This window comes from Peribacillus sp. NPDC101481 (genome assembly GCF_044767165.1).
GTDB lineage: Bacteria > Bacillota > Bacilli > Bacillales > DSM-1321 > Peribacillus.
The window spans coordinates 1,941,313-1,968,261 of sequence record NZ_JBIWNJ010000001.1 but is presented as its reverse complement, the minus strand read 5'-3'; the positions used below and the strand labels follow the sequence as shown (position 1 = coordinate 1,968,261).

Below are 26,949 nucleotides of genomic sequence, written 5' to 3'. Positions count from 1 at the left end.
CGGAAATGGGTGCGAAACGGGGGCAAGCTGTCAACGACGTCGTAAAAGTATATGGACCAGGTGGACCTCTTGGACCAATCAAGGAAGTGGCGGAACAATTCACCAAAGAAACCGGGATAAAAGTTGAAGTAACAGCGGGACCCGAAGAAAAATGGATTGATCAAGCCAAACGGGATGCGGATATCATTTACGGAGGGTCAGAGTATATGCTAACAGATTTTATGCATGATCATCCAGGTATCATTAATGAAAAGAGCCGCACTGAATTGTATACACGGTCAGCTGGCATCCTGGTTAGAAAAGGAAACCCAAAGAATATACAATCCCTGGAGGATTTATCGAAGAAGGGCGTAAAGATTGTGGATGTTAATGGAGCCGGGCAACTGGGGCTATGGGAAGATTTGGCTGGAAGGAAAGGATTGATTCCTGGAATTACCAGGAATATTGACATTTCAGTGAAGTCCAGTGCCGAAGCTATCGATCTATGGAAGGCAAATTCAAAATTGGACGCTTGGATCACATATGAATCCTGGCATTACCGTCTTGCGGATGTGACGGACCTGGTTCAGCTCCCTGAGGAAGACAAGCTCTATAGAGGAACCCCGATAAGCATAACGAGTAAGAGTGAAAACAAGAAAAAGGCAAAACAATTCATTGATTATCTTAAAACGGAAGAATCCCATCAAGTATTTCAAAAATGGGGATGGAAGTAAATTGACGAGGAGTGAGAGTATATGAAAAAGTGGATGGTATTTTCAGTTTTTATGATGGTTCTAGCTTTGGCGGCATGTGGAAATGAAGCTAATGATTCATCCCAAAATGATCAAGTGGTTAGTGGTACTGCCGATGAAAAAGCAGAAACCCTAAAACTAATGGAAAGTGAAACAACAGGCGAATACTTGGCTGATTCGAGGGGAATGTCACTTTACTTTTTCAAGAATGATAAATCAGGAAAAAGCAATTGCATCGGTGATTGTCTGAAAAAATGGCCACCGTTCATGGAAAGGGATTTTGCTGTTCCAAAAGGATTTGAGGAAAAAGACTTTGGAACCATTGAAAGGGAAGATACAGGGGAAGAGCAGGTAACGTACAAAGGTTTTCCGCTCTACTATTTTGTGAATGATAAGGCAGCGGGAGATGTCAATGGCGAAGGAGTGAAAAATGTTTGGTATATTGTAAATAACAAGACGGTTTTTCCAAAATAAGAAAAAGGGACGATCATTGATGGTCGTTCCTGTTACACGTTTTTTCCAAATTTACTGGTGAGGAGTTGCAGGTGCGATTGAAAGAAAAACTTGATAAGGAATTGATGGCATTAGTAATGAAAAAGCATCGTCCTGCTCTGGAAGAGCTTTATGACAGGCATATTAAATTAATCTATGGTTTTATTTTTAAGTTCACAAATGGAAATCCTGATAAAACCAAAGAGATTGTGCAGTTGGTCTTTTTAAAGCTCTGGACCACAAAAAGCAGCTACAATTCCGAAAAGGGGCACTTTGTAAGCTGGCTTTTGACCGTTACACGAAATGTGTGTGTGGATTATGTCCGTAAAGACAGCGTTCATATTCGGAATAATAAACACATGGACATGAGTCGTCCAATTGACATAGAAGATCCGAATAATGATATAGAAAATGGGCTATTACACAGTGAAATTGCCAATGCAAAAAGTAAGTTAAGCAAGCCGCAAAAAAGACTGATTGATTTACTGTATTGGAAAGGGTACTCGTTAACCGAAATTGCCAAAATTGAAAATGAACCGATTGGTACCATCAAGAGCAGACTTCACCAGTCGCTTAAATTATTGAAAAAGCATTTGGAAGTAGGTGGTTTGTAAATGAATACAGAGTGCGCTAACCTGCTTTCATTTTTATCGGGTGAACTGGGTGAAAAAGAAAAAAAAGCATTCGCGGAACACTTAACACAATGCTCTGAATGCACTAGGGAGTATGAACAAATGACGGAAGCCTGGAAGTCATTGAAATGGGATTTCGAAGAAAAAGAACCCTCTTCTTCCCTGAAATCAGAGGTTATGAATTTTGTCTTTGAGACGGATGATGAAGTTCCGGTGAGAAGGGAAAAGAATTGGAGGCGTTTTTTCTTTAAGCAGTTTACACCAGTAACTTCAGGTCTTTTGTTGGCAGCGCTAGTTTTGGCGTTTGTGCTGTTATATTCCAATATTCAACTGAAAAAAGAACTTGCGGCCATCAATCTGCCAATGGAGGTTAAAACGTCGCTATCTTTGCAGCCTGTCGATAAGACGGCTGTAAATATGAATACGGACGGTGCTGCATACATTTTGCAGCAAGGAGAAGAAAGACGGTTAATCGTGCAAATTCAGAATTTGCCTAGCCTTCAAGAGTCCGAGGTGTATCAGGTTTGGTTGCTGAAAGATGGAAAGCGGACTAATGCAGGAACTTTCAAGCCTGATGATGCAGGCACAGGATCATTGACATACAAACTGTCCATTAATGATAAATTCAATCAAATTGGCATCACAAGAGAACCAGACTCAAATAGTACAAAGCCGAGAGGAGAGAAAATAGTTGGCTCTTCATAAAAATAAGAGACTTGCCCGCAAAGGGAAGTCTCTTATTTTCTGTTGGTATTTAAAATGATAGCTGTGCGTCATAGAATAAACGCCATGGTCATGACAGAGTAAATATGATAACAGTTTGCCATTAGGAGTCATCCTCCATAAAGAACCATACAAAAAAGGATAGCCTTTGAAGCTGTCCTTTTTGTAGTTTTCCAAGCTTGCAGTATTTATTTAGCATGTATCTAATAAGTTATACGTAATTAAAGGAAATGTGTTAAGTTGGACTAAAATGATAATGGAGGCAGCGATGAAATACGAGATTATCTTATTTGATGTTGATGATACATTGCTAGACTTTGGAATATCGGAAAAAAATGCACTGCATGAAGCTTTCTTAGAGTTCGGTTTGCCTACAGGGGCGGAGGATTATGCGGGATGCTATCAAGAAATCAGTGAGGTATTATGGAGAGATTTGGAACAGGGGCTTATAGATTTAACAAATCTGGGAATGGAAAGGTTCAAGCGGTTGTTCCTGAAGCATGGGCTTGATATTGATGCGGATGCATTCAGCCGTAGGTACCTAGAACATTTGGGAAAGGAAATACATCTTCTGCCCGGGGCTTTGGAGGTTTGCGAGAAGCTTGGAGGATGCCGGCTGGCCATTATAACTAATGGCTTCACGACAGTGCAGACAGCAAGAATCGATGGGTCACCCCTTTGCAATACCTTTGAAACTTTAATAGTTTCCCAAGAGGCTGGGTTTCAGAAGCCTGATAGAGGGATTTTTGATTATGCATTTACGAAGTTAAAGATTACAGATAAATCGAAAGCGTTGATAGTGGGCGACTCCTTGACATCAGATATACAGGGCGGCTTGAATTATGGAATGGATACATGCTGGTACAATCCCCATCAAAAGGATAATAATCTGGGAATCAGCCCCACCTATGAAATCCGGACGTTGACCGATCTTTTGGAGATTGTGGGAATTAAGGAAGTTTAGACAGGCATGTGCTTTCTAAAAAACAGAGGCCGGTTGTCCAAGTGAAAGGACGTTCAGCCTCTGTTATTACTTATGCCTGGGATTTTAGAATCAGTTCAAATCCAGCTCTTGTGGATTGAGTGTTTGATCACTTTTGATCCTTCTGCTGAAATGCGGTGATAATATACAAAGCGCCAGGGAAATTGCGAGACCTGCCATCATGAATCCGCCAAATACCAGAGGGGATGGGCCATATGATTCCGCCATCGTGGTCCAGATCAGCGGGCCGAAACCTGCAATGGCTGCCGCGACCTGATAACCGACAGATAATCCAGTATAACGCACCTTGGCTGGAAAGAGCTCCGAGAATAACGTCCCTTGTGTAGAAAAAATGGCTCCCCAGATGACGCCGAGTACAACTGCCTGCATAAAGTAGAACCAGCCGGCTCCTTGCCCGATCATTGTGAAATATGGGATGGCCAAGATGAAAAGGAGAATCAGGCCCCCAAAATAGATGATTTTTCGGTTGATAAAATCAGAAATGTAACCAATGACAGGAATGGTTACTAGCATTGTAGCGCAGCCAATCGTTAAACCGGTCAATGCTGAATCTTGGGAATAACCAAAATACAGTGTAGTAAAGACGAGAACATAGGACATGATGAATACATTGAAGAACCCATCCCCAATTTTTAGTCCGATCACTTGCAGCACACTTCTCCAATCGTGTTTCAACGTTTCAATAATGGGAACTTTCGCAAGATCGCCGCTATCTTTCTGCTGTTGGAATTCCGGCGTTTCTTCAATGCCACTCCTTACCCAGATTGCCAATGCAATCAGTACACCGCTTAAAAGGAATGGAATCCGCCAACCCCAAGATAAAAATTGGGCATCGGTTGTCAAGGAACTGATAAGGGTCAGGCTGAACGAACCGGCAACCAAACCGATGGGGACCCCTAATTGGGGAATTGATCCATATAACCCACGGACACCCTTTGGAGCAGATTCCGTTGCCAATAGGATGGCTCCGCCCCATTCACCTCCCAAGGAAATCCCTTGAATCAATCTCAGCACCACCAAGATGGCGGGGGCTGCCAACCCAACCTGGGCATAAGTGGGCAGAACACCGATAAGCATTGAACTCCCTCCCATACCAATAAGGGTGAACATGAGTGCTGCCTTCCGTCCGATGCGATCACCCATATGACCGAATAGGATACTCCCGATTGGTCGGGCTGCGTAACCAGCCCCGAAAGTGACAAAGGCGAGAAGAAGTGAAATGGCAGGGTCATGATTGGGGAAGAATAAAGTTGTAAAAACCAGGCCAGTAGCTGTCCCGTATAAATAGAAATCATACCACTCAATAACGGAACCGGCTAAACTTGCGAAAAGAACTCGACTTTTTTTCATGATAAATGCTCCTTTAATGCTAAGTTTTTCATCAAAATTGTTTTCAACAATAATAAAGCCGAAAAGAACAAAAATGATGGTTAATGAATATAAGTAAAAAACTGGATTATTTAGATTATTTTAGAGGGCTTATCCATACTGGTCAATATATTTCTGACTTTTCTGAAAAAATGAAGCGAATAACTTAGCTCCAATCACCTGTTATGGAATATAATTAATTCTAAAGTAATGGAAATAAACGATTCGATATTCCCGGATAAAATGAAAAGTTTTAAATTCAAATCATTTAGTATTTTTTATGTATGGAAGAGTGGCAAAGTGGAAATCATGTGGATAAGGAAATAAAAAAGAGGAAAGGAGAAGTTAATAAATAATAATAATCTCCAAGTTATTTAGTATAATAGAAAAAAGGTTAAGGAGTTGGTTTCGTATGGAGAAGCAATTGCCAGGAACATCGCTTGAACCTGAAGAGATGGCTGAAATGGTTTTGAAAAAGGCCCTTAGTGATTACCGGAAAGCACAAATCGAAAAAGAAATCGATCACTCATTAAGAAATCGTGATAAGGAAGAGTTCCTGCGATTAACTGAAATATTGAAGGGCATTTCATGAAATTTTATACACTGTGAACAAGACAAGTAGTAATTGATTAAGAAAGTGCACCTAAAAGGCCAGCATAGATTAAAAATATAAATATGTAGCTTTATATAACTGGAACATTCTAATTAAATAGCAATCTTTAGTATTATAATATTTTACATTGTAAGCGCTTTCTTGTATAATTAAATAAAGAAAACAATGGAGAGAAGTTATGGATTTCGGCAAATGGCAGAATTCACTGGTATTAGTGCCCTGAAAAGGTTTATGCACCGGGATAAAAACTAAAGGGGGAAAAGTTATGAAAAAGAATGGAGTGTCGTTAGTTGAATTTGTTCAGGAGGATCGTTTCGAACTCAGCTCCTACATTACTTCTTTATTTAATAAACTGAATGACTATGTTCCCAAAAGTCTTAAAGATAAAAGGTGAATGACAATAAAAAGTGGATCAGGAAGATATGCCATAACTTCCTGATCCATTTTTTATTTTGTTTTTGGATTTGTAGTTTTAAGTAGTGCTCTTAAGTCAAAGTCTCAATAATTGACAATGAGAATCGTTATCGAATAAAATGATTCATTATAAGTATATCGATTGGAGTTGTTCAGATTGTTCGTCCAGATGAGAAAAATGGTGGTAAAAGAAGGTAATGCAGAACAAGTAGTAAAACGGTTCAGTGGGGAAGGGATCATAGAAAAGCAGGAAGGGTTCATCGATTTAAGTGTGATGGTGAAAAAAGTGCGTCGCGGGGATGAAGAGGTCATCATTATGATCAATTGGGAGTCGGAGGCGCATTGGAAGCAGTGGGAAAAGAGTGAAGCCCATATCGCAGGCCATAAAGCGAACCTTGGGAAACCAAAGCCTGAATATATCGTCAGTTCGGAAGGATCATTATATGAAGTGAAAGCTAGAAAAAAGGCAGTGAAATAACCGACTATAAGCTAGCCTGTTTTAATTTCGGTACAATAGAAAAGATATTTCCTAAGTTACTGGGTGGAATATCCCATTTCTCAATCATCGTGTTAGCATAAGGATGCGGAATGGTTACCGTTTACATATAATGGCTTACCTTCACTGAAAATTCAGGCTCCCATTATGGGTGCCTCTTTTTTTTATTCAATTCAAAATAGGATATATGTAATTCCAATTCTGTTGATATAGTAAAATATCTTTTATTTTCATTAAAATGGAGACAATCATGGAAATGTGAAGAAAAGGGAGCAGGAAGTAACAGGTGCAACCGTAGCAAAGGGAATAATGAGCTACTGGATCAACCGGTACAACAGGTGAAGTGGGGGCAATCGGTTTACGCTTCCAAGAAACCAAAATTCAGGTCATTCACAGTGAATGGAACCAACACTGTGTTTACCGTTGTGACTGGTCGCTAACAGTTGGTAAGGGGCTTCACTGACGATCATCCGTTTGAATTAATGTGAGAGGTAACTTTAATAATTTGGAAACGTGATATTTTAAATCCCATTCAACTTGAATGTGGATTTTTTTTGAGGGGCTTTTTATTGGTATTATTGTCGATAATCTTCATAGTTTCACTTCGAATTGCTGTCATATAAGGCTTCAAAATGCACCCTTAGCTTTAATTAGCTAAGGGCCATTCATGGTTTACAGGGATTTTAGTAAGATGCATTTACAAATACTCTTTGTATTTCTTTAATTTATAGATGACTGTTGGCTGGCTGATGCCTAAATGTTCTGCCATTTCGTATGTGGTTTTACATTGTTTCCATGCTTTTGCAATCAGTTGCATTTCAACCTTTTCCAGTGTCTTCTTTAAATCGAAATTCTCTTCACATTCCTGTTCGATTGCCAGGAAGGTGGAATCTTCAGGCTGTTCTATTTGCCCTGTGATGGATTGGGGAAGGTGTTCGGGAAATATAATGGGCTCTTCGATGGTCAGGATTAGCCGTTCAATTAAGTTTTCTAATTCCCGTATATTTCCGGGCCAATGATAATGAGTCAAAATTTCATAAGTCGATGGATGGATTTTTTTGAATTTCTGGTATTTATCATTGGTTTTCTGTAAGTAATGCTGAATTAAGAGAGGGATATCTTCTTTACGTTCATGTAATGCCGGTATTTGGATGGGAATAACATTCAAACGATAAAATAAGTCCAATCTGAACTTACCTTGACTTACCATCTCCTTCAAATCTTGATTAGTTGCTGCAACCAGGCGGAAGTTAATATGGTTTTCTTTTTTTCCGCCGATGCGCTTTATCTTTTTTTCCTGTAATACTTTCAGTAATTTAGCTTGCATGGCAAGTGGGAGTTCCCCGATTTCATCTAAGAAAAGCGTCCCGCTGTCAGCCTGCTCAATCAGGCCTTGCCTCCCTTGTTTATTTGCCCCTGTAAATGATCCCGGCTCATAGCCGAATATTTCTGATTCAAACAAACTTTCAGGTATCGTGCTGCAATTCACTTCGATAAAAGGCTCTTTCTTTCGGTTGCTTTGGTCATGAACAGCACGGGCAAAAGTGCTTTTCCCTACACCGGAAGGTCCTAATAAGAGAATCGTTGCATCGGTTTTTGAAACATTATGGATCGTTTTTAAAATATGCTTCGTTTCATTACTTCTGGCAATCAAATAATGGTAATCCAGTTCCTTTTCTCTTAAATCCTCGACTTCCGTTTGATAGCCTTTTATTTTTCGTTGTAATTGCTCAAATTGATCCTGCAATTGCAAAATCTCGGTTTGATCCTGACCATAGCTGATTACCCTAACGAGAAGTCCTTCCTTATTAAAAATGGGATAGCCAGTCGACATGACAACATGACCCGTTTTCGTTTCTTGCATTATGCGCTTCGCTTTCTTTTCTTTTAAAACGATCGCATTGATGGAAGGCGTGAGAAGGCCTTCACTTTCTAATTGATAGACGGAGGTACCGATATAAGAGTCACTTTTCATACCATAAATCTCCCAAAGCTTTGGGTTGGAATATAAAATGATCCCATCTTGATCGGTAATGAGAATGTTATTATTCGATGTTTCAATAATCTTATTTAGTTCTTCCTCCAGCATATCATCGTACATAAGTTCCGCTCCTTTGGGTTTTGGGATGCTGTTTAATTAAAATATAAATCAAAAAGTCTAAATAATCAAAAAATAAATCAAAAAACAAGAAAATGATTAAGTTTTTAATCAGTTGAATGAAACAAAATGACGAAAAGCCCTATATACCACAGCAAAATAGTTGGCCTGAATCTTGCTTATGTAATAGATAGAAATAGAATTTCCATAGCCATTCTATTAGAAAAGATGAAAGTTTGTAGGGCAGCTGCAATTGCAGTGGTGTGAAAAAAATTATGGCAGAATTAGAATTTAGGAGGATGTTACATGATGAAGTATCAACCGAAAGACTCATTCAAATCACCCCGTTTTTGTGGAGTGCGTACGTTTATGCGGCTCCCATTTGTTGAACGGGTAGATGAACATATGGATTTTGTCATTACGGGGATTCCTTTTGATTCCGGGCAATCATTTAGAACGGGTGCGAGATTCGGACCAGAGGCCATTCGCGATTTTTCAATCCTTTTACGTCCTTATAATCCAGAACAAGATATTAATATTTTTGACTATATATCAGGAATAGATTATGGGGATATCCCGATCATTCCGGGGTATATTTCTGAAACATATAAAAAAATCGAAGCAGAGCTTACCCCCGTCATTGAAAAAGGGATCATTCCCATTTCATTGGGAGGCGATCATTCCATTACACTAGGGGAGTTACGTGCGATCGTAAAAAAACATGGACCTGTTGCCCTGCTTCAATTCGATGCTCACTCTGATACCTGGGATAGTTATTTTGATCAAAAGTATAATCACGGAACCGTTTTTCGCCGTGCAATAGAAGAGGGGCTCATCGATGTATCGCGATCTCTTCAAATTGGTATGAGGGGCGGTCTGTACGGACCGGAAGATCTTCAAGATGCCCGGGATTTAGGTTTGGGCGTTTATACGACAAACGATTATAAACGTCTCGGGGTTGAAAAGATGCTGGGGGTCATTCATGAGCGTGTTGCGAATGGTCCGGTGTTTTTATCTTTTGACATTGATTTTTTAGATCCGGTCTATGCTCCGGGAACGGGGACCCCTGAAGTGTCCGGTGCCAGCATTGATGATGCCTTGGCTTTGGTGAGAGGCTTGACGAATATAGATTTTGTTGGATTCGATCTTGTTGAGGTTTTACCATCATACGATCACGGACAAATCACGGCTGCCGCAGCCGCTAATATTGTCTATGAATTCATCACACTCATCGCTCTTGCAAAAAAAGGGAAACTGGAGAAAAAAGAGAGAGTCGGAGATTTGGAGACCCAGCTTAACAATTAGTTCCTTCATCTAACTGTAAAGAAGGAAGGAATCGTTGAAGTCCTTTCTTCCCTCTTTACAAAGCGAAAGAACAATACAAGCCCAAAAGGAGATGTGTAAATGCATATTTTGGATATATCGATCATGATTCTATATTTTTCTGTTTTAATCATTGTGGGAGTAATCGGATCCAAACGGGCAAAAACAGCAGATGATTTCATTGTGGCAGGACGTAATCTTGGTCATTTTATGTATTTATCCTGTTTAGCTGCTGTGATATTAGGGGGGGCTTCTACTCTAGGAACAGCAAAGTTAGGTTATCAGTTTGGGATATCCGGTATTTGGCTAGTGGTGATGATCGGCCTCGGCATAATCGCTATCGGGTTATTTTTAACAAATAAGATATTTAATTTAAAAGTATTGACGATCAGTGAAATGCTTGAGAAGCGCTACAACTCTCAGACAAGATTGATCAGTGCACTTGTCTCTGTTATCTATACATTCATGCTGACTGTAACGCAAGTGATTGGGATGGGGACGATTTTACATGTTTTGGCTGGCTGGAATTTAACGGTTTCCATGATAGTCGGGGGTGGGATCGTATTATTTTATACAATATTAGGAGGTATGTGGTCAGTCACCATGACTGATGTCGTGCAATTCGTCATCATGACGATCGGCATTTTCTTTGTCATGCTTCCGATGAGCATCTCTAAGGCAGGAGGGTGGGGCTCGCTTAAAGAAAATCTCCCTGCCTCACATTTCGAGTTAGGCAACATTGGCGGAGAAACAATTTTTCAATATTTCCTACTATTTACTCTAGGGGTAGTTGTTGGCCAAGATATTTGGCAGCGTCTTTTTACCGCACGAACCAAAGCTGTTTCTCGTGGCGGAACGGTTGGAGCGGGAATATATAGTGTTTTTTATGCGATTGCAATCAGTATCATTGGAATGTGCGCTTTTATTATCCTTCCTGATTTAGGCGATCCCCAAAATGCATTTACCAGTATAGCGATGGAAACTTTACCTGCTGGCCTATTGGGGGTTGTCATTGCGAGTGTGGTTTCGGCCCTAATGTCCACAGCTTCAGGAACTTTGCTCGCTTCGTCAACTTTAGTTGTTAATGACATTATTAAAAAATATATCGGTCCGGGAATGAATGAACGTCAATTTTTAAAAACATCCCGAATTACAACTTTAACGATTGGTGTATTGACCATAATCGTTTCGATATGGATTCAAGATATTTTAGTTGCATTGGATGTAGCTTACGCAATTTTATCCGGTGCTGTGTTCTTTCCGATCATCCTTGGCTTCTTTTGGAAAAGGGTCACGGCTACAGCGGCATTTTACTCGATTCTGGCCAGCATGATCGTTATTATTGTCGGATTGGTGATTAATGGACCTTCCTCCACTCAACCAATCCTGTACGGTCTCGCTACTAGTTTTGTCGTCATTACTACGATCACTCTCCTAAGTCCGAATAATGATCACAGAAACAAAAGTGAAGTGAAGCAAGATATAAAGGGCAAAGCGGACATGGACACAATGGCTAATTGATGGTCCGGCAAAAAAACGGAAAAATTGAGGAGGAAAGTAAAAATGACAAAGACAATTTCCCTGCAACCCGCAACATTCAATACATTGGAAGAAGAACGCATTCACAGGAAGGAACGGTTGGCAGCTTCTTTCCGTCTTTTTTCAAAGTTTGGTTTCGATGAAGGGATAGCCGGCCATATTACGGTCCGTGATCCTAAATTTACAGACCATTTCTGGGTTAATCCGTTTGGGATGCATTTTAGTCAAATTTCCGTTTCGGATCTTATATTGGTCAATCATAAAGGTGATATTGTAGAGGGTGAACATTCTGTGAATGGTGCTGCCTTTGCCATTCATTCTGAAATTCATAAAGCGCGACCGGATGCCATTGCAGCGGCACATGCTCATTCAGTCTATGGAAAGACATGGTCTTCCTTAGGGAGATTGTTAGATCCGATTACGCAAGATGCCTGCCAATTTTACAGAGATCATGCATTATTTGATGATTTTACGGGTGTGGTTTACGCATCCGAAGAAGGGAAACGCATTGCTAAGGCTTTAGGTCAATGCAAAGCTGTCATCCTCCGCAACCATGGATTGTTAACTGTAGGCCAGTCTGTAGATTCAGCTGCGTGGTGGTTCATAACGATGGAACGTTCATGTCAAGCACAGATAATGGCTGAGTCTGTAGGTAAGCCTATTTTTATAGAAGAAGAGTATGCAAAGTTAACGGCAGAACAAACGGGAACGGAATATGAGGGATGGCTGAGTTTTCAGCCTCTTTGGGACAGAATCAGAAAAGAGCAGCCAGATTTCTTGAGGTGACCATAAAGCAAGGCATGGTCTAATCTGCAACGGATTGTTTTCCCATAAAAGAGGGAAAAGGGTATCGTAGGTTCTTGAGGAGGTTTTATAATGTCCGATTCTAAGAAAACAGCACCTTCACTCTATATCAGGGTCGATATACCGGAAAAATACATCAATCAGTTTAAGGAGATTTGTTCAGAAGTTGTTGTCGAGCCATGGGAGTTCGGTGAACCTGAACCACAACCAACAGTTGATCTATCGAAGTTTGATGTCATTTATACGCTGGGGCTTCATGATAATCTTAACATTATAAAAAAAGCTCCAAATATTAAATGGGTCCATTCAGACACTGCTGGAGTGGAGGCCATGCTGAATGAAGATATACAAAACAGCGATGTCATCATCACCAATGTCAAAGGCTGCACATCTGTCCCAATAGCGGAGCATACCATTGCGATGCTGTCTTCATTAGCAAGAGGTGTACCGACAATGATCAGAAATCAAATAAACAAAACTTGGGTTGAAATTCCTGTGAAAGATCTCGAGAATGCGACAGTGGGGATAATTGGATATGGGGATATTGGCTATGAGATAGCAAAGAGATGTAAAGCACTTGGTATGACCGTTATTGGGTGCCGCCGGAATCCCTCCAAGAGGAACACGGAATATGAACCTGCTGATTTGATAATGGGAATGGATCAAGTGGATGAGGTCCTTTCCAGTTCCGACTTTGTCGTCTTGGCCCTTCCGTTTACAAAAGATACATCATACTTTTTTAATAAAGAACGCTTAAATAAAATGAAAAAAGGCAGCTTTGTAATTAATGTCGGCCGAGGTAATACGATTGTTGATGAAGATTTAATTCATTCCTTGAGCAATGGGCACATAGCAGGAGCGGCTCTAGATGTGTTTGAAGTAGAACCTTTACCTAAGGACCACCCTTTCTGGCAGCTGGAAAATGTCATGGTTTCCCCACATAATGCTTACAACTCTTCCAAACACCTAGATCGTGTTATGGAATTATTCCTGAAAAATTTAAAGCTTTATTCTGACGGTAAACCCTTAATGAACGTTGTAGAAAAAAAACTTGGTTATTAGTAGTAATGGACTCTTTGTAAGAAAATACTTTATAGATAGTTTCATTATTGTTGATGAGGACATAAATTGAGAGACTGCAAAAGCCTAGAAAGCTTTGTGGTCTTTTTTATATTTTAGACATTATGAACTAGTAACCTGTTGATTTATTTCATTTTTGAAAGATTATATTTCAAAATTGAAATATTAATAAACGGATTTAGACGATTTGCCATTTAAATAGTCTGAATAATCAACAAATATTATCGTTTTCCGTTTTGGCATGAGAATTGCAATGGTTTAGTATAAATCCAATAAATGAGGTGAAGTCCATTGACCCGTTACGAATATGGCGGTGATGAGTTTATTTTTGTTGAATTAGCTGAGGCAATGAGTCTTGAAACAAATTTTCAAGCAATGGCCATTACTAAGGCGTTACGAAAAGAGAAAGTATCAGGAATTTTGGATATTTGTCCTTCCAATGCTTCCTATATGATTCGGTTTAATCCAGATCTCATTCATCCAGATGACTTAATTTCAAAATTGAAAGAACTTGGACAATATGTTTCCTTGGAAAACTTTGAAATAACTGCACGTGCAGTAGATGTACCCATATTATTTGAAGATCCTTGGACACATGAGGCATTAATGCGTTTTAGAGATCGACATCAGGATCCAACATCAACAGATATTGAATATGTGGCACATACAAATGGCTTTCAAACAAAAGAAGATTTAATTAAATCAATTACGGATGCCCCTTATCTGGTTTCGATGATAGGCTTTGTACCGGGATTGCCATGGTGCTATCAAATGGTTCCAAACGAGCAGCAAATCGAAGCACCTAAATATGTCCGTCCTCGAACATATACGCCAGAGAGAGCATTCGGATTCGGCGGTTCATTTGCCGTTATATATCCGGTTCAAGGTGCAGGTGGTTATCAATTGTTTGGAACTGCTGCAGCACCGATTTTTCAAAAGGAGCAACGTTTACATGATTTTAAAGAGTCAATGACCTTCCCGAGACAGGGGGATGTTTTTCGATATCGAAGCATTTCCATGGAGGAGTACGAAGATATTCGAAAACAAGTTGAAAATGGGGAATTCCGTTATTTGACGAAGGATATTACCTTTAAACCTAAAGATGTTCTCGAAAATCCAAATGCGTTTTCAGAATCTGTGATTAGGAGGTTATATGCATGATTAAAGTTATTAACCCTGGCCTTCAAACGACTGTTCAAGATTATGGGAGAATAGGCTTTTATGAAGTGGGTATGCCGCCATCGGGAGCCATGGATAAATACTCCTTCAGGGCAAGCAACTTTCTTGTTGGGAACGATGAAAATGCAGCTGTTCTCGAGATTACTTATATGGGGCCAATCTTAAAATTCCAACAAGATGTAACCATTGCTATTGCAGGAGGGGAAATACCACCAAAAATTAATGATCAGTATGTTCCAATGTGGGAAACATTAGAAGTTAAGGCTGGAGATGTTCTGTCCTTTGATTTTGTTAAACAAGGAGCCCGGGTGTATTTAGCGGTAGCTGGCGGAATTGAAGTGCCGCTTATTATGGAATCACGGTCCACATATACATTGTGCGGAATTGGAGGTTTCGAAGGAAGATCACTTCAAGCTGGGGACTTTTTGAAAATCGGTAATGCAAACCAATCAAAGATTGCAATCGGAACACGCATAGGTGATGAATTAATTCCGGTTTTCTCAAAAACGAATATAATACGTGTTGTTGTAGGATTGTGCAGTTATCGCCTTACTGAAGAAAGTAAAAGACGCTTTTTCTCCATCGATTGGACGGTTACACCGGAAGCAAACCGTGTTGGCTACCGTTTTAAAGGGGAGCGTTTGAATTTCGTAGAGCGTCAACAACCATTTGGAGCCGGCAGCAATCCTTCAAATGTTGTGGATTTAGGGTATCCTATCGGATCGATTCAAATACCAGATGGTGTCGAACCGATTGCTTTGTTAAACGATGCTGTGACAGGTGGAGGCTATGCGACGATTTGTACAATTATCAGTACGGATTTAGACAAAATGGCACAAATCAAAACAAATGAGAAGGTACGCTTTGTGGCTGTTGACATTAATGAAGCCCTCGAGGCAAGAAAGGAATACAAAGAAAAAATCAATCAAATGAAAAAACAAGTATTAGGACAAATAGGGGGAATCAATCATGGCTGAACAAAAAACAGTTCTATCACCAATTCCAGGAGTATTTTATCGCAAACCCGCTCCTGATAAGGACGTGTACGTAAAAGAAGGAGATACAGTTAAGACTGGTGACGTTCTTGCTATGGTGGAAGTCATGAAAAACTTCTATGAAATTAAAGCAGAAACAGATGGAGTTCTTGCACAATTCTTTGTAGAGGACGAGGACATTCTAGACGCAGGACAGGAAATAGGGGTAATCATTGAACAGTAATCAATTTTGAAGAAGGAAGGAGGAAAAGTAAATGGGCTATTTTAAAAAGGTGCTGATTGCAAACCGAGGGGAAATTGCTAGGAGAATTATTCGTACTTGTAAAAAGGAAGGTATTCAAACAGTCGCTGTCTATTCTGAAGCCGATGCAGAGGCTCCTTATGTCAGTGAGGCGACTGAAGCTGTATGCATCGGTCCTGCTCAAGCGAAAAAGAGTTATCTTGATATTGAAAAAGTGATTCAGGTAGCAAAAGAAACACATGCAGATGCTATTCACCCTGGGTATGGATTCTTATCTGAAAATGCGGAATTTGTACGCAAATGTGAGGAAGAAAATATTGTCTTTATCGGACCTTCTGCGGAAACGATACACATTATGGGCAGTAAGCTTGAAGCTCGTACCCAAATGCAAAAGGCGGGCGTAAGGGTTGTGCCAGGTACGGATAAAAGCATTGAGTCAGTTGACGAAGCATTGCTGATTGCGAACGATCTTGGCTATCCACTCATGTTGAAAGCTAGCGCCGGTGGTGGTGGTATTGGGATGCAGCTAATTCAAGATGATGATGAGTTAATAAAGGTGTTTGATGCGACGAAGCAACAAGCTAATTCATTTTTTAATGATGGTACCGTCTTTTTAGAAAAATGGATTTCAAAACCTCGGCATATAGAAGTGCAAATTGTCGCCGATACACACGGGAATGTCTTGCATTTATTTGAAAGGGAATGTTCGGTCCAGCGTCGAAATCAAAAGGTTATAGAAGAAAGCCCTTCGCCATTTCTAAATGATACCCTTCGAAAAGAATTGTTGGAAGCAGCCATTCGAGGTGTAAAACAAATCGATTATACAAATGTAGGCACAATGGAATTTATTTTTGATGAAAATGAAAATTTCTATTTTCTTGAAATGAATACTCGTCTGCAAGTGGAACACCCAGTAACTGAAGAAATAACGGGACTAGATTTAGTTGAACTACAGTTGAAAATAGCTGCGAAGGAAAAACTGACGATTACACAGGAAGAGATAAACAAAACAGGACACGCGATTGAAAGCAGACTTTATGCAGAAGATCCTAATACTTTCTTTCCTAGTCCTGGTGTAATTTCTAGGTTGAAATTACCCGAAAACGATGTAAGGTTGGATTTTGGCATCGTGGAAGGCAGTGCGGTGACCCCTTTTTATGATCCGATGATCGGTAAAATTATTGTTCACGGAATAACACGTGATCAAGCAATCACAAAAATGCAGAGAGTGCTTGAAGAAATTGAAGTACAGGGAGTTAAAACAAACCTCTTGCTTCTCAAACAAATCATGAAAAATAACCAGTTTATTAGTGGTAATTATACGACTCAATTTTTAGCAGAAAATAAAGTTCAAGTTGAGGGGTGAAAACTATGTATAAGGTAGATTTGAACTGTGATATGGGTGAGAGCTTCGGCCTTTATGAATTAGGCAATGATGAAGAATTAATGCAGCTTATTACCTCAGCTAATATTGCATGTGGTTTTCATGCCGGAGATCCCCATGTTATGAGAAAAACAGTGGAAATAGCAAAGAAATATGATGTAGGGATTGGTGCACATCCAGGTTTTCCAGATTTATTGGGTTTCGGTCGTCGCTTCATGACCTGTACTCCATCAGAAATAAAAGACTATGTGATGTATCAAGTAGGTGCCTTAAGAGAATTCAGTGCAGCAGCAGATGTCAAAATCCAGCATTGTAAACCACACGGAGCTTTATTTATGAAAGCAATGGAAGATAAGACTATAGCACGAGCAATATTAGAAACAATTCATGAAATCGATCCAAATATGATCATATTTGCGCTTAGCCAATCGGAAGTGATGGAAGAAGCGATAAAAATGGGTGTCCCAGTTGCAAAAGAAGCTTATGCTGACAGGGAGCATACTGAAAGCGGATCCATTTTGCTAACGAGAACAGGCGCACGAATCAATGATTATGAAGAAATGGCACAGCGAGTTGTTCGTATGGTCAAAGAAGGAAGAGTCATCACACACGATGGAAAAGACGTTTCCATTAAAGCAGAGACCATTTGTATTCATGGAGATACACCAGGAGCGCCGACTCTGGCTAAAAAAGTTGTAGAGGCTTTAAAAGGGAGTGGCGTCGAGATTGTCCCTATTAATAAGATCATCTAATAAGATACTTGTCCTAAAATGTATATTGGTATAGTAGTGGGGGTCTAATTAATGAACGATGCTCTTTTAAAAAGGACAGTCCTAAAAAAGGATTTATAGATAGTTGACTAGTAAATGACTCCGGTATTGTATGCCGGAGTCATTCTGTTTAGATCCCAATATAACGAATTGTATTGTAATCGCCCTCTAGACTCTCTTCAATTAATTTGTAAACTTCTCAAACTAAGCCGTAGTTATTTCACTAGTTGTTGAAAAAAATTATAGATATAGTTATCCAAATAATCAAAATTATTTTTATATTAAAATACTTCTAAATCCTTAACTAAAAAAAAGTATAATAAAATAAAGATTTCTTAATCGGGAGGGGTGAGTAAGTTGATTATTTGGAACGATATTCTTAAACCGATTTCAGTATATGTTAATATACATTGCACTATTGGAGCCGTCATTCAAAAATTATCAAATCAAAAAGCGAATATTGTGTTTGTAAAGGATAAGGGGTCTTTAGTTGGCTATAGTACTATTGAGATTCTAATGAACCAAATTGCTCAAAATGAAGACTTATCAAAGCCAATTATCTATAAAAATGATATTTTAAAAGTCCCACAGTTTTCGCCTGTTGAATTTTTCCATAACGTTACTCTTATTATAGGGGAAGATGCCAATGGAGAAATTATCGGCTTCACTACAATTGAACATGCCCGAAATCAAATCAGTGAGCTGAATTTGAAGGATTTAAATATCCTTTTACATGGAGCTGGGGTAGGAATTGTCCGAACGAATATCGATTACCAAATAGAATATATTAATGAAACAGCAGAAAGTATTTTAGGTCTCCACCGCTCATTTTTACAGTTTCGAGACTATAAAGTGTTATTAAGTATCGATAAAAACCTTGATAAAGTAATGACTGGGGAAACTCTTATAAATGTGAACGCTTCTATTAATTTTAAATACACAGTTGGGAATTTTTACCCTTTAAAAATGGAAGATATAATAAAAGGACTCATTCATATTTTTTTCTCGCGTGAAGTTTTCGAGGATTCTGTTAAAGAATTAGACTTTGTACGAAATCTGAATTCTGATTTACAAACGGTATATGCTTCTTCCCAGGAACAAATTCTCGTCATTGACGAAAGCGGAAAAATCATTCGAGTAGCGGGAATGTTTCTTAACGATTTTTGGAAAGTGGAAAATCCAGAAAACATAATTGGTAAGCATATAAGTGAGTTTACAAGAAAGAACATTTTTCAGCCTAATGTTTTTGAACTATGTCAAAAACAAAAGAAAAAGGTTACATCGATTCAGGATTCTATGGGAAAAAGTAGAGTCTGGTCTGTCGCTACCCCGGTGTACCATGAAGGGAAATTAGAAAAAGTAGTTGTACTTTCAAGGGATATTACACAAGAAAGTCCCTCAATTCATTATCAGTCGGACGAAAGTTCTCAAACTCTACAAGATCATGATGATTTTAACAATAAACAACTTGTTTATCGTTCGAAAACAATTGAGCGCTTAGTAGTAGAGATAAAGCGAGTAGCCCAATTTAATTCGACTATTCTACTGGAAGGTGAATCCGGTGTTGGGAAAGAAGTATTTGTCCACCAAATTCATTCAGCCAGTCCTCGGAGTAACCAGCAGCTAGTCCGGATTAACTGCGGTGCTATTCCAGAGAATCTAATTGAAAGTGAATTGTTCGGTTATGAAAAAGGGGCATTTACTGGTGCAGATAAAAATGGGAAAGCAGGGTTGTTTGAAATTGCTAATAACAGCACGCTTTTTCTCGATGAAATTGGTGAACTTCCTTTAAATATGCAAGTGAAGCTATTACGTGTGTTGCAGGAACGAGAAGTGACTAGAATTGGCGGGACCCATCCGAGACCTGTAGATGTTCGAATTATAACAGCAACCAATAAGGACTTACGAGAGTTGGTGAACCAAGGTGAATTCAGGGAGGATTTATACTACCGATTATATGTTATTCCATTCAGTATTCCGCCATTACGTGAACGAAAAGATGATATCTTTCCCCTCGCCATTTATTTTTTGGAACAATTTAAAAAAATGTATGATATCAAGAAAAGTTTCACCCCAGAAGCCATTGAAGTTCTAGAGACATATTCATGGCCGGGAAATGTAAGGGAGCTTCAAAATATAGTGGAGCGCTTAACATTATTGGGCGAGGGAGAATGGATTAAACGGGAGCATGCATTGAAATTTTTGTACGGGGAAGTTCAAAAAAGGAAAAAACAACTATTAGTTTTAGAATTAATGCCGCTTAAAGAAGCGGTAGAAGAATTAGAAACTCAACTTATTCAAAGAGGGATGCAAAAATACGGCACTGCCGATAAATTATCTAAGGTACTAGGTGTTAGTCCTGCGACAATAAGCAGGCGGATGAAAAAGCTGAAATAACAAAGGGGGCGACAATTATTGTTTAATTTACCTGAAACTCATTTTAATTTCGGAGGAGACGAATACATTTATGCTGAAATTTCTCGTGAAATGAGAATTGAGAGTAACTTTAAAGCAATTGCGGTGACTGAGGAGCTGAGAAAAAGAGAAATTCCAGGCATTATTGATATTGTTTCATCCAATGCCTCCTATTTAGTTCGTTATAATCCGGACATCGTCTCAGCAAGAGATTTATTGGACTATTTAAAAGAAATAGATTTAACGAAAAGTAATCCTGAAAAATTAAATTTATCAGTACGAATAGTAGAAATTCCAGCATGGTACGACGATCCAGTGTCAAGAGAATATTCCCTGCGTTTTAAGAGCAGACACCCGGCCCCTGACTTAACAGATTTTGAATATGTGATGAAAGTAAATGGGTTTACAGACAAAGAATCATTTATTAAAACTCATTCAGATACACCCTATTTAATTACGATGGTTGGATTTCTGCCTGGAACGGGTTGGCATTTTCCGCTTGGATTAAAGCCAAATGAGATCATTCAAGCACCAAAATATAATAGTCCCCGTACAGAAACGCCGGAAAGAAGCATTGGTATAGGTGGTGCATTCAATGTGATTTATCCAGTCAATGGACCAGGCAGCTATCAACTAATAGGACGATCAGCTATCCCTTTAGTAGATAAAATAAACCCTTTAGAAGAGACTTCCTTTTTGGCAAGACCCGGAGATATATGGAAGTATCGTCCTGTTAAGGAATCTGAATATAATGAGATCGAAAGCAATGTAAGTACTGGAACGTATATTAATAAAGTAAAAGAAATTGATCTTTCGCCACTTGAATATGTACAAAAAGGAAAAAAGTATATCGATGAGCTCATGGAGGGTTTTTAAATGATAGAAATTAAGGAGCCTGGGTTATGGAACACGGTACAGGACATGGGACGCGTCGGAAAGTATCATCTGGGTGTACCGCCATCAGGAGCAGCTGATAAATATTCATTTATTATCGGAAACCTACTAGTAGGAAATCCAGCTGAATTTGCATCACTTGAGATGACATTATTAGGGGGAAAGTTTGAAATTCATAGAAATCTAATTATCGCCCTCACAGGTGCTCCAATGGAAGCATACTTAAATCACCATCGATTATCTTTCTGGGAAGCCCATAAAGTAAAAGAAGGAGACATCTTAACGATAAAAGCTTGCCAACAGGGGGTGAAAAGCTATTTAAGTATCTCTGGTGGCATAAAGGTTCAAGATGTTTTAGGTAGTAAATCAACCTATGAACTAAGCCAGATTGGGGGCTTTGATGGCAGAAAGTTAGCTGTAGGCGATAGAATACAGATTAATGAGCCACTGCCGGGAGCTTCAAAGCAGGTTGGTAAATCTGTTCCACTAGAATTCGTCCCAACCTTTAATGACTTTCAAGAATTACGTGTCACGATGGGGTTATCAGGTTACTTGTTGAGCGATCAGGGGTTAAAAACTTTTCTCAATTCGGAATGGATCGTTTCGCATGAATCCAACCGGGTCGCTTACCGATATACTGGCCCAAGTGTGACATTTACTGAGCAATACCCACCATTCGGTGCAGGAACTAGTTTTTCGAATGTAGTTGATTTTGCGTATCCTATAGGATCTGTTATGTTTACAAATGAGGAAGAACTGATTGTTTTACATAATGATGCAATGACAGGTGGTGGTTTTGTCACAATAGGCACCGTCATAAGCCAAGATTTAGATTTAATTTCTCAATCTAGACCTTTATCGAAATGTCACTTTATCACAGTTACCATTGATCAGGCCATCCAAGCGAGAGCAGAAAGAAGAAAAAATATGGAAAAGTTGTTCGGCCTTATTAAAAGGTAAGTAATGACTTAAACTTAAACTTAAACTTAAACTTTGGACCAACATAATAAACTCATTCTATAACAGGAGCAAAGTGTATGAGTGTATATGATGTGGCTCAAAAAACACTCGATAACAGAAGCGGAAATCAAGAGCTTATTGTCAATAAAGAGTTTAGATTGAAGTCGTTCCAATAAATATGTACTTTTGATTCCAAGGAATATGATTACTACGTGAGCACCTCTTACTGGGGTTGCTCTTTTTTATTATTAATGCATATACCATTGAAAAGCCAGTACTTTATGTTTTCTTGTATAGGACAATCTCTGATCAGGAAAAGCTGGATATAAGGAGGCGATGTATGAATGGGTACTTTCGAAGTTATTTCCCTGATGCTAAGCTTTGGCATGTTTGTAATTGCTATTCTTGATTTCAAAAATCATGACAAGAATCCTTGAAGATATTGAGCCAGGACGATGTGTTTGATTAATAATGGAAGCGTTTTAAAAAATGCCGGGTTGTTTAAGAAGGTATTGATTTTCTCGATTTTTTAAACTTGCAGAGAACACCATTAGGAGGTGTTCTTTTTTGTTTTCAATGAGTTTCAATCGCATATTCAATACATACATAAGTATCATCTTTGACAAAACAATGATATACAAGTATAGTCTCTAATAGACCGGTTGATATAATTCAAGGAGTGATCCAGCTATGGCAGAGAAACGAAACTCTAAAGACATTCTTATTGAAGCTGCTTCCCGACTTTTTCGAATACGTGGATATTATGGTGTAGGGCTTAAAGACATTATTGAGGAAAGTGGAATCCCAAAAGGTTCTCTGTATCATTATTTTCCGAAAGGCAAAGAAGAATTGGCAATAGAGGCGATAATTCATACTAAAGAATTCGTGATAGATGAAATTCAACGGGGCTTTGATGAAATCGATGACCCCATCAAAGCCATTCAGGCTCATATTTTTCAATTATCCGAGGTATTTGGGGATAGTGAAAATCTATTAGGACTGCCAATCGGAACGATTGCAGCGGAAACATATACGACGAGTGAGCAGATAAGAACGGCCTGCCAAGAAGCGATAGAAGATTGGCAATCCATATATGTGAAGAAATTACTCGAGGCGGAATTCAGTGAGAAACGGGCAAAAGAATTGAGTATCGTAATTAATGCTTTGATTGAAGGAGGTATCCTTTTATCCTTAACGGCGAAAAGCGGGGAACCTCTCCAAGCCATTGCCGAACAGATACCATTATTGCTGATAAATAAATAAGTCATGCGAAAAAATTATTAAGCTTAGGTCGAACAGTTAGTAATTGGAGGAAATATTTTATGTCTACAGATGCAACACAGCAACAAAAACCAGTCATTAGAACGACTCCCATTTTAATTGCATTTTTAATTGCAGGGTTCATTGGGTTATTCAGTGAGACGGCATTAAACATGGCTCTGGGTGATCTAATACAAGAGTTCAATGTCAGTCCTTCCACCGTGCAATGGCTGACAACGGGTTACCTATTAACATTGGGGATATTGGTTCCCGTTTCGGGACTCTTGATTCAGTGGTTCAATACTCGTCAATTATTCATTGCCTCAATGGTATTCTCCATCATTGGGACGCTCATTGCAGCAATTGCACCTGGGTTCGGCATCTTGATGCTAGCCCGTGTCATCCAGGCAATCGGAACGGGTCTTTTATTGCCTCTCATGTTCAATACCATTTTATTGATTTTCCCTATCCATAAAAGGGGAGCGACGATGGGATTGATGGGGCTGGTGATCATGTTTGCCCCAGCAATCGGGCCGACCGTTTCAGGTTTGATTATTGAAAACCTGAAGTGGAATTACATTTTCTGGGTGTCTTTGCCGTTCTTTGTGACCGCTTTACTATTCGGTCTCAAGTATATGCAAAACGTTTCAATAATCACCAAACCTAAAATTGACGTACCATCCATTATTTTATCAACCATTGGTTTTGGCGGAATTGTTTATGGCTTTAGCATTGTCGGAGAACAAGGATGGAGCAATGCGATAGTTCTTTCCTCTATCATTGTCGGACTTATAGCGCTCTTCCTGTTTGCTGTAAGACAATTCAACATGGATAAACCGATGATTGACTTGCGCGTTTTTAAATACCCGATGTTCACATTTGGTTTAATAACCGTCTTCATCACCTTCATGATCATCATGTCATCAATGATTCTCTTACCGCTATACCTGCAAACCGGGCTTGCATTAGCTGCATTTTCTGCTGGGCTGGTACTATTACCGGGTGGAGTGCTTAATGGTATCATGTCTCCGGTTACGGGGCGCATTTTTGATAAGTTCGGGCCAAGAGGGTTAGTGATCCCTGGCTTCATTATCATGATTGTCATGTTATGGACCTTGACGAACGTAACGACTGAAACGACGATCATTATGGTAGTCGTCATGCATTCCCTCCTTATGATTGGTGTTTCGATGGTCATGATGCCGGCCCAGACAAATGGGCTGAATCAACTGCCGAAAAATCTTTATCCGGATGGAACTGCTCTAATGAATACATTGCAACAAGTATCAGGGGCTATCGGTACAACCGTTGCCATTACAATCATGTCAGCATCCCAAAAAAATTATATGGCAAATGCAGAAGATCCGTTCGATCCATCTGCCATTAGCGGTTCATTGACTGCAGGCGTTCAAGATGCCTTTATTTTCGGTCTTGTCCTTGCAATCATTGGTTTGATCGTGTCTTTTTTTATCAGAAGAGCACGAGACTAATAAGATATTAATGAAGAAAAATAAATTAGCCAGCAGGGAAAGTAATTTTCTCTGTCTGGCTTTTTCATTGGTCTTTATTACCATATTTTATCAAAAGCGCTAAAATCAGAGTGAATTATTTGAAAATTAACCACTTATCGGATAATCTTACACAATGAAAGTTACTAAAATTCAGCTCAGGTTAAGCGGTTAACGGGAGGAACTTATATGAAAACAATAAAAACCAAAATGTTTGAACCTGTAACAATAGGTGCATGGAACTTAAAAACAAGAACGGCTATGGCTCCTATGACACGTTCGTTTGCCGATAACGAAACTGGTGTTGTGAATGACCTGACCGTAGAATATTACCGAAAACGGGCTCAAGATGGAATCGGACTTATCATTACTGAAGGTGTAGTGATTTCACCAAGAGCAAAGGGCAATCCTGGAGTTCCCGGTATATATACTCAAGAGCAAATCAACGGCTGGAAAAAAGTAACGGAAGCAGTACACGCTGAAGGCGGAACGATTATTGCGCAAATCTGGCATGTGGGCCGTGCAAGTCACCATGAAATTGCAGGAGGACTTCCTCCGCAGGCTCCGTCACCTATCGCTGCAGAAGGTAAGGTTTCACGATTCGGCAAACCTTTTGACACTCCTGAAGAAATGACAGAGACGGATATTGCAGAAGTTGTGAACCAATATAAACAAGCTGCAAAGAATGCAATGGTTGCTGGTTTTGACGGCGTTGAAATTCATGGTGCACATGGCTACTTAATAGACCAGTTCAATTCTGACACCTCCAATGAAAGGACCGATCGGTACGGTGGTGATTTAAAACAGCGTCTGACATTTATGAAGGAAGTGCTAAAAGCAGTTATTGATGCGGTTGGAGTGGAACGTACCCTTATTCGTTTCTCGGCTTTGAAAATTGACCAGCCGTCTTACATGTGGGAAGACCCTGAAAAAGCGATCCAAACATTTATTGAAGCGTTCAATGAAACAGGAGTCAAAATGATTCACCCATCCACGATGGAATTTACCAAACCGATTGCAAGAGGATTGACCATGCATGAATTGGTACGCAGCCACTGGGATGGAATCATAGTCGGTGTGGGCGGGCTTGATCCTGAAACAGCAGAAGCAGCACTGGAAAAGGGCATCATTGACGTTGCGGCGATTGGCCGTCCGCTTATAGCCAACCCGGATTATCTGGCACGAATTAAGAAAGATGAAAAACTTGTTGATTACGAGGTAAAGAAACATTTAGGGCATCTGATTTAATAGAGATAAAATGTAAGGCTGGCTTGTTCTTTGACAGGACGCCGCAGCAACCATACTTCATTTTCTAAAACTGATGCGATTCTTCTTCAAGAAGGGTCGCCTTTTCTTATGAACATAAAAGGGGAGAGTGGATGGTATATCAATGGAACGTATCATGGTTATCGGAGTGTCCGCGGGTGTCGGAAAATCTACTTTTGCAAGAAGGCTTGGAGATCATTTGAATATCGAAGTATATCATTTGGATACATTCTACTGGAGGCCTGGCTGGGTGGAGGCTCCTTTAGAGGCTTTTATTTCTGCCCAGAAGAAGGTATTAAGTCATGACAAGTGGATAATGGAGGGCAACTATAGTAATTCTTTTAATTTACGTTCGGAGCTTGCCGATACGATTATTTATTTAGAACTTCCTCTCCGTGTTTGCCTTTACCGGGTTATAAAACGTTGGTTGTCTAATATAGGTAAAACAAGGCCGGATATGGGCAAAGGCTGCAATGAAAAATTAGACTGGCAGTTTATTAAATTTATCATGACCACCTATTTTCCTCGCAAGAAAGAAATGAAAGCCAGATTTGCCGATCTTCAAAAGAGTGACCCTGAAAAGCTAATAGTTATTTTAAAAAGCAAGCACGAAATTGAAGGATATCTGTTGAATGTGATGGAATAAGCTTTTTTACCACTTAATTTTAATGACACTTAGAGATGTTAGAAACTGCTCTTAACAAAAATTTGGAATTAATATAAAGACCAAACGGAAAAGGGATCTTCCAATCGAAGATCCC

At 39.4% G+C, this 26,949-nt stretch carries 26 protein-coding genes; 24 read left to right on the top strand and 2 right to left on the bottom strand.

Annotated elements, in window-relative coordinates:
• The first annotated feature begins 5 nt into the window (after nt 1–5).
• The 5 genes from ACIROD_RS09485 to ACIROD_RS09465 all read left to right on the top strand — a co-directional run bounded on the left by ACIROD_RS09485 (nt 6) and on the right by ACIROD_RS09465 (nt 3,542).
• Nucleotides 6–713 (top strand): extracellular solute-binding protein, encoded by a 708-nt coding sequence (locus ACIROD_RS09485; protein WP_402940171.1) that lies wholly within the window; start codon nt 6–8, stop codon nt 711–713.
• A gap of 21 nt (nt 714–734) precedes the next feature.
• The gene (locus tag ACIROD_RS09480; protein WP_402939919.1) at nt 735–1,205 is read left to right on the top strand and encodes a COG4315 family predicted lipoprotein; all 471 of its coding nucleotides are present in this window, start codon (nt 735–737) and stop codon (nt 1,203–1,205) included.
• A 77-nt stretch (nt 1,206–1,282) separates the two neighbouring features.
• Nucleotides 1,283–1,837, top strand: coding sequence for an RNA polymerase sigma factor (locus tag ACIROD_RS09475; RefSeq protein ID WP_101223393.1), 555 nt, complete (start codon nt 1,283–1,285; stop codon nt 1,835–1,837).
• Nucleotides 1,838–2,560: an anti-sigma factor domain-containing protein gene (locus ACIROD_RS09470; protein ID WP_402939916.1), complete on the top strand. Its 723-nt coding sequence runs from the start codon at nt 1,838–1,840 to the stop codon at nt 2,558–2,560.
• A 286-nt stretch (nt 2,561–2,846) separates the two neighbouring features.
• Nucleotides 2,847–3,542: a YjjG family noncanonical pyrimidine nucleotidase gene (locus ACIROD_RS09465; protein WP_402939913.1), complete on the top strand. Its 696-nt coding sequence runs from the start codon at nt 2,847–2,849 to the stop codon at nt 3,540–3,542.
• A 90-nt stretch (nt 3,543–3,632) separates the two neighbouring features.
• On the opposite strand, the gene ACIROD_RS09460 is transcribed toward ACIROD_RS09465, so the two are convergent.
• The gene (locus ACIROD_RS09460) at nt 3,633–4,931 is read right to left on the bottom strand and encodes an MFS transporter (RefSeq protein ID WP_402939911.1); all 1,299 of its coding nucleotides are present in this window, start codon (nt 4,929–4,931) and stop codon (nt 3,633–3,635) included.
• A 430-nt stretch (nt 4,932–5,361) separates the two neighbouring features.
• Here ACIROD_RS09460 and ACIROD_RS09455 point away from each other — a divergent pair, with 430 nt between their 5' ends.
• Nucleotides 5,362–5,541 (top strand): IDEAL domain-containing protein, encoded by a 180-nt coding sequence (locus ACIROD_RS09455; RefSeq protein WP_137019900.1) that lies wholly within the window; start codon nt 5,362–5,364, stop codon nt 5,539–5,541.
• 592 nt (nt 5,542–6,133) lie between these two features.
• Entirely contained in the window at nt 6,134–6,454 is a 321-nt protein-coding gene (locus ACIROD_RS09450) for an antibiotic biosynthesis monooxygenase family protein (protein ID WP_402939908.1), read from the top strand.
• Nucleotides 6,455–7,169: 715 nt separating this feature from the next.
• Here the strand turns inward: ACIROD_RS09450 and ACIROD_RS09445 are convergent.
• A complete protein-coding gene (locus tag ACIROD_RS09445) occupies nt 7,170–8,573 on the bottom strand; it encodes a sigma-54 interaction domain-containing protein (protein WP_230178038.1) in 1,404 nt (467 codons plus the stop codon).
• A 303-nt stretch (nt 8,574–8,876) separates the two neighbouring features.
• On the opposite strand from ACIROD_RS09445, the gene speB reads away from it, so the two are divergent.
• From speB to ACIROD_RS09360, 17 genes are all read left to right on the top strand, one after another.
• Nucleotides 8,877–9,875 (top strand): agmatinase, encoded by a 999-nt coding sequence (speB, locus tag ACIROD_RS09440; protein WP_101223388.1) that lies wholly within the window; start codon nt 8,877–8,879, stop codon nt 9,873–9,875.
• A gap of 99 nt (nt 9,876–9,974) precedes the next feature.
• Entirely contained in the window at nt 9,975–11,414 is a 1,440-nt protein-coding gene (locus tag ACIROD_RS09435) for a sodium:solute symporter family protein (protein WP_402939904.1), read from the top strand.
• Nucleotides 11,415–11,438: 24 nt separating this feature from the next.
• Entirely contained in the window at nt 11,439–12,218 is a 780-nt protein-coding gene (locus ACIROD_RS09430) for a class II aldolase/adducin family protein (protein ID WP_402939901.1), read from the top strand.
• Between the two features lie 90 nt (nt 12,219–12,308).
• Nucleotides 12,309–13,298, top strand: coding sequence for a D-2-hydroxyacid dehydrogenase (locus tag ACIROD_RS09425; RefSeq protein ID WP_402939898.1), 990 nt, complete (start codon nt 12,309–12,311; stop codon nt 13,296–13,298).
• A gap of 309 nt (nt 13,299–13,607) precedes the next feature.
• Nucleotides 13,608–14,477 carry a 5-oxoprolinase subunit B family protein gene (locus ACIROD_RS09420; RefSeq protein ID WP_402939895.1) on the top strand — a complete coding sequence of 290 codons (870 nt, stop codon included), beginning with the start codon at nt 13,608–13,610 and terminating at the stop codon, nt 14,475–14,477.
• On the top strand, nt 14,474–15,472 hold the full coding sequence (locus ACIROD_RS09415) for a 5-oxoprolinase subunit C family protein (protein ID WP_402939892.1): 999 nt from the start codon (nt 14,474–14,476) through the stop codon (nt 15,470–15,472). The genes ACIROD_RS09420 and ACIROD_RS09415 overlap by 4 nt, the downstream gene beginning before the upstream one ends.
• On the top strand, nt 15,465–15,713 hold the full coding sequence (locus tag ACIROD_RS09410; RefSeq protein ID WP_402939889.1) for an acetyl-CoA carboxylase: 249 nt from the start codon (nt 15,465–15,467) through the stop codon (nt 15,711–15,713). Before ACIROD_RS09415 ends, ACIROD_RS09410 begins: the two co-directional genes overlap by 8 nt.
• Before the next feature lie 31 nt (nt 15,714–15,744).
• Nucleotides 15,745–17,097, top strand: a complete 1,353-nt coding sequence (locus ACIROD_RS09405) for an acetyl-CoA carboxylase biotin carboxylase subunit (RefSeq protein ID WP_402939886.1) — start codon at nt 15,745–15,747, stop codon at nt 17,095–17,097.
• A 5-nt stretch (nt 17,098–17,102) separates the two neighbouring features.
• Nucleotides 17,103–17,867, top strand: a complete 765-nt coding sequence (locus tag ACIROD_RS09400; protein WP_340874632.1) for a LamB/YcsF family protein — start codon at nt 17,103–17,105, stop codon at nt 17,865–17,867.
• Nucleotides 17,868–18,233: 366 nt separating this feature from the next.
• Nucleotides 18,234–20,282, top strand: coding sequence for a sigma 54-interacting transcriptional regulator (locus ACIROD_RS09395; RefSeq protein WP_402939881.1), 2,049 nt, complete (start codon nt 18,234–18,236; stop codon nt 20,280–20,282).
• Between the two features lie 18 nt (nt 20,283–20,300).
• Nucleotides 20,301–21,176 carry a 5-oxoprolinase subunit B family protein gene (locus ACIROD_RS09390; protein ID WP_402939878.1) on the top strand — a complete coding sequence of 292 codons (876 nt, stop codon included), beginning with the start codon at nt 20,301–20,303 and terminating at the stop codon, nt 21,174–21,176.
• The gene (locus tag ACIROD_RS09385; RefSeq protein ID WP_402939875.1) at nt 21,177–22,154 is read left to right on the top strand and encodes a 5-oxoprolinase subunit C family protein; all 978 of its coding nucleotides are present in this window, start codon (nt 21,177–21,179) and stop codon (nt 22,152–22,154) included. It abuts the gene before it with no gap.
• Nucleotides 22,155–22,498: 344 nt separating this feature from the next.
• Nucleotides 22,499–22,591 carry a putative holin-like toxin gene (locus tag ACIROD_RS09380; protein ID WP_220126990.1) on the top strand — a complete coding sequence of 31 codons (93 nt, stop codon included), beginning with the start codon at nt 22,499–22,501 and terminating at the stop codon, nt 22,589–22,591.
• 253 nt (nt 22,592–22,844) lie between these two features.
• A complete protein-coding gene (locus ACIROD_RS09375) occupies nt 22,845–23,417 on the top strand; it encodes a TetR/AcrR family transcriptional regulator (RefSeq protein ID WP_137019904.1) in 573 nt (190 codons plus the stop codon).
• 59 nt (nt 23,418–23,476) lie between these two features.
• Complete coding sequence (locus ACIROD_RS09370; protein WP_402939872.1) at nt 23,477–24,904, top strand: MDR family MFS transporter; 1,428 nt, start codon at nt 23,477–23,479, stop codon at nt 24,902–24,904.
• 207 nt (nt 24,905–25,111) lie between these two features.
• Nucleotides 25,112–26,170: an alkene reductase gene (locus ACIROD_RS09365; RefSeq protein ID WP_101223382.1), complete on the top strand. Its 1,059-nt coding sequence runs from the start codon at nt 25,112–25,114 to the stop codon at nt 26,168–26,170.
• Between the two features lie 142 nt (nt 26,171–26,312).
• On the top strand, nt 26,313–26,834 hold the full coding sequence (locus ACIROD_RS09360; RefSeq protein WP_402939869.1) for a P-loop NTPase family protein: 522 nt from the start codon (nt 26,313–26,315) through the stop codon (nt 26,832–26,834).
• Nucleotides 26,835–26,949 lie beyond the last annotated feature (115 nt).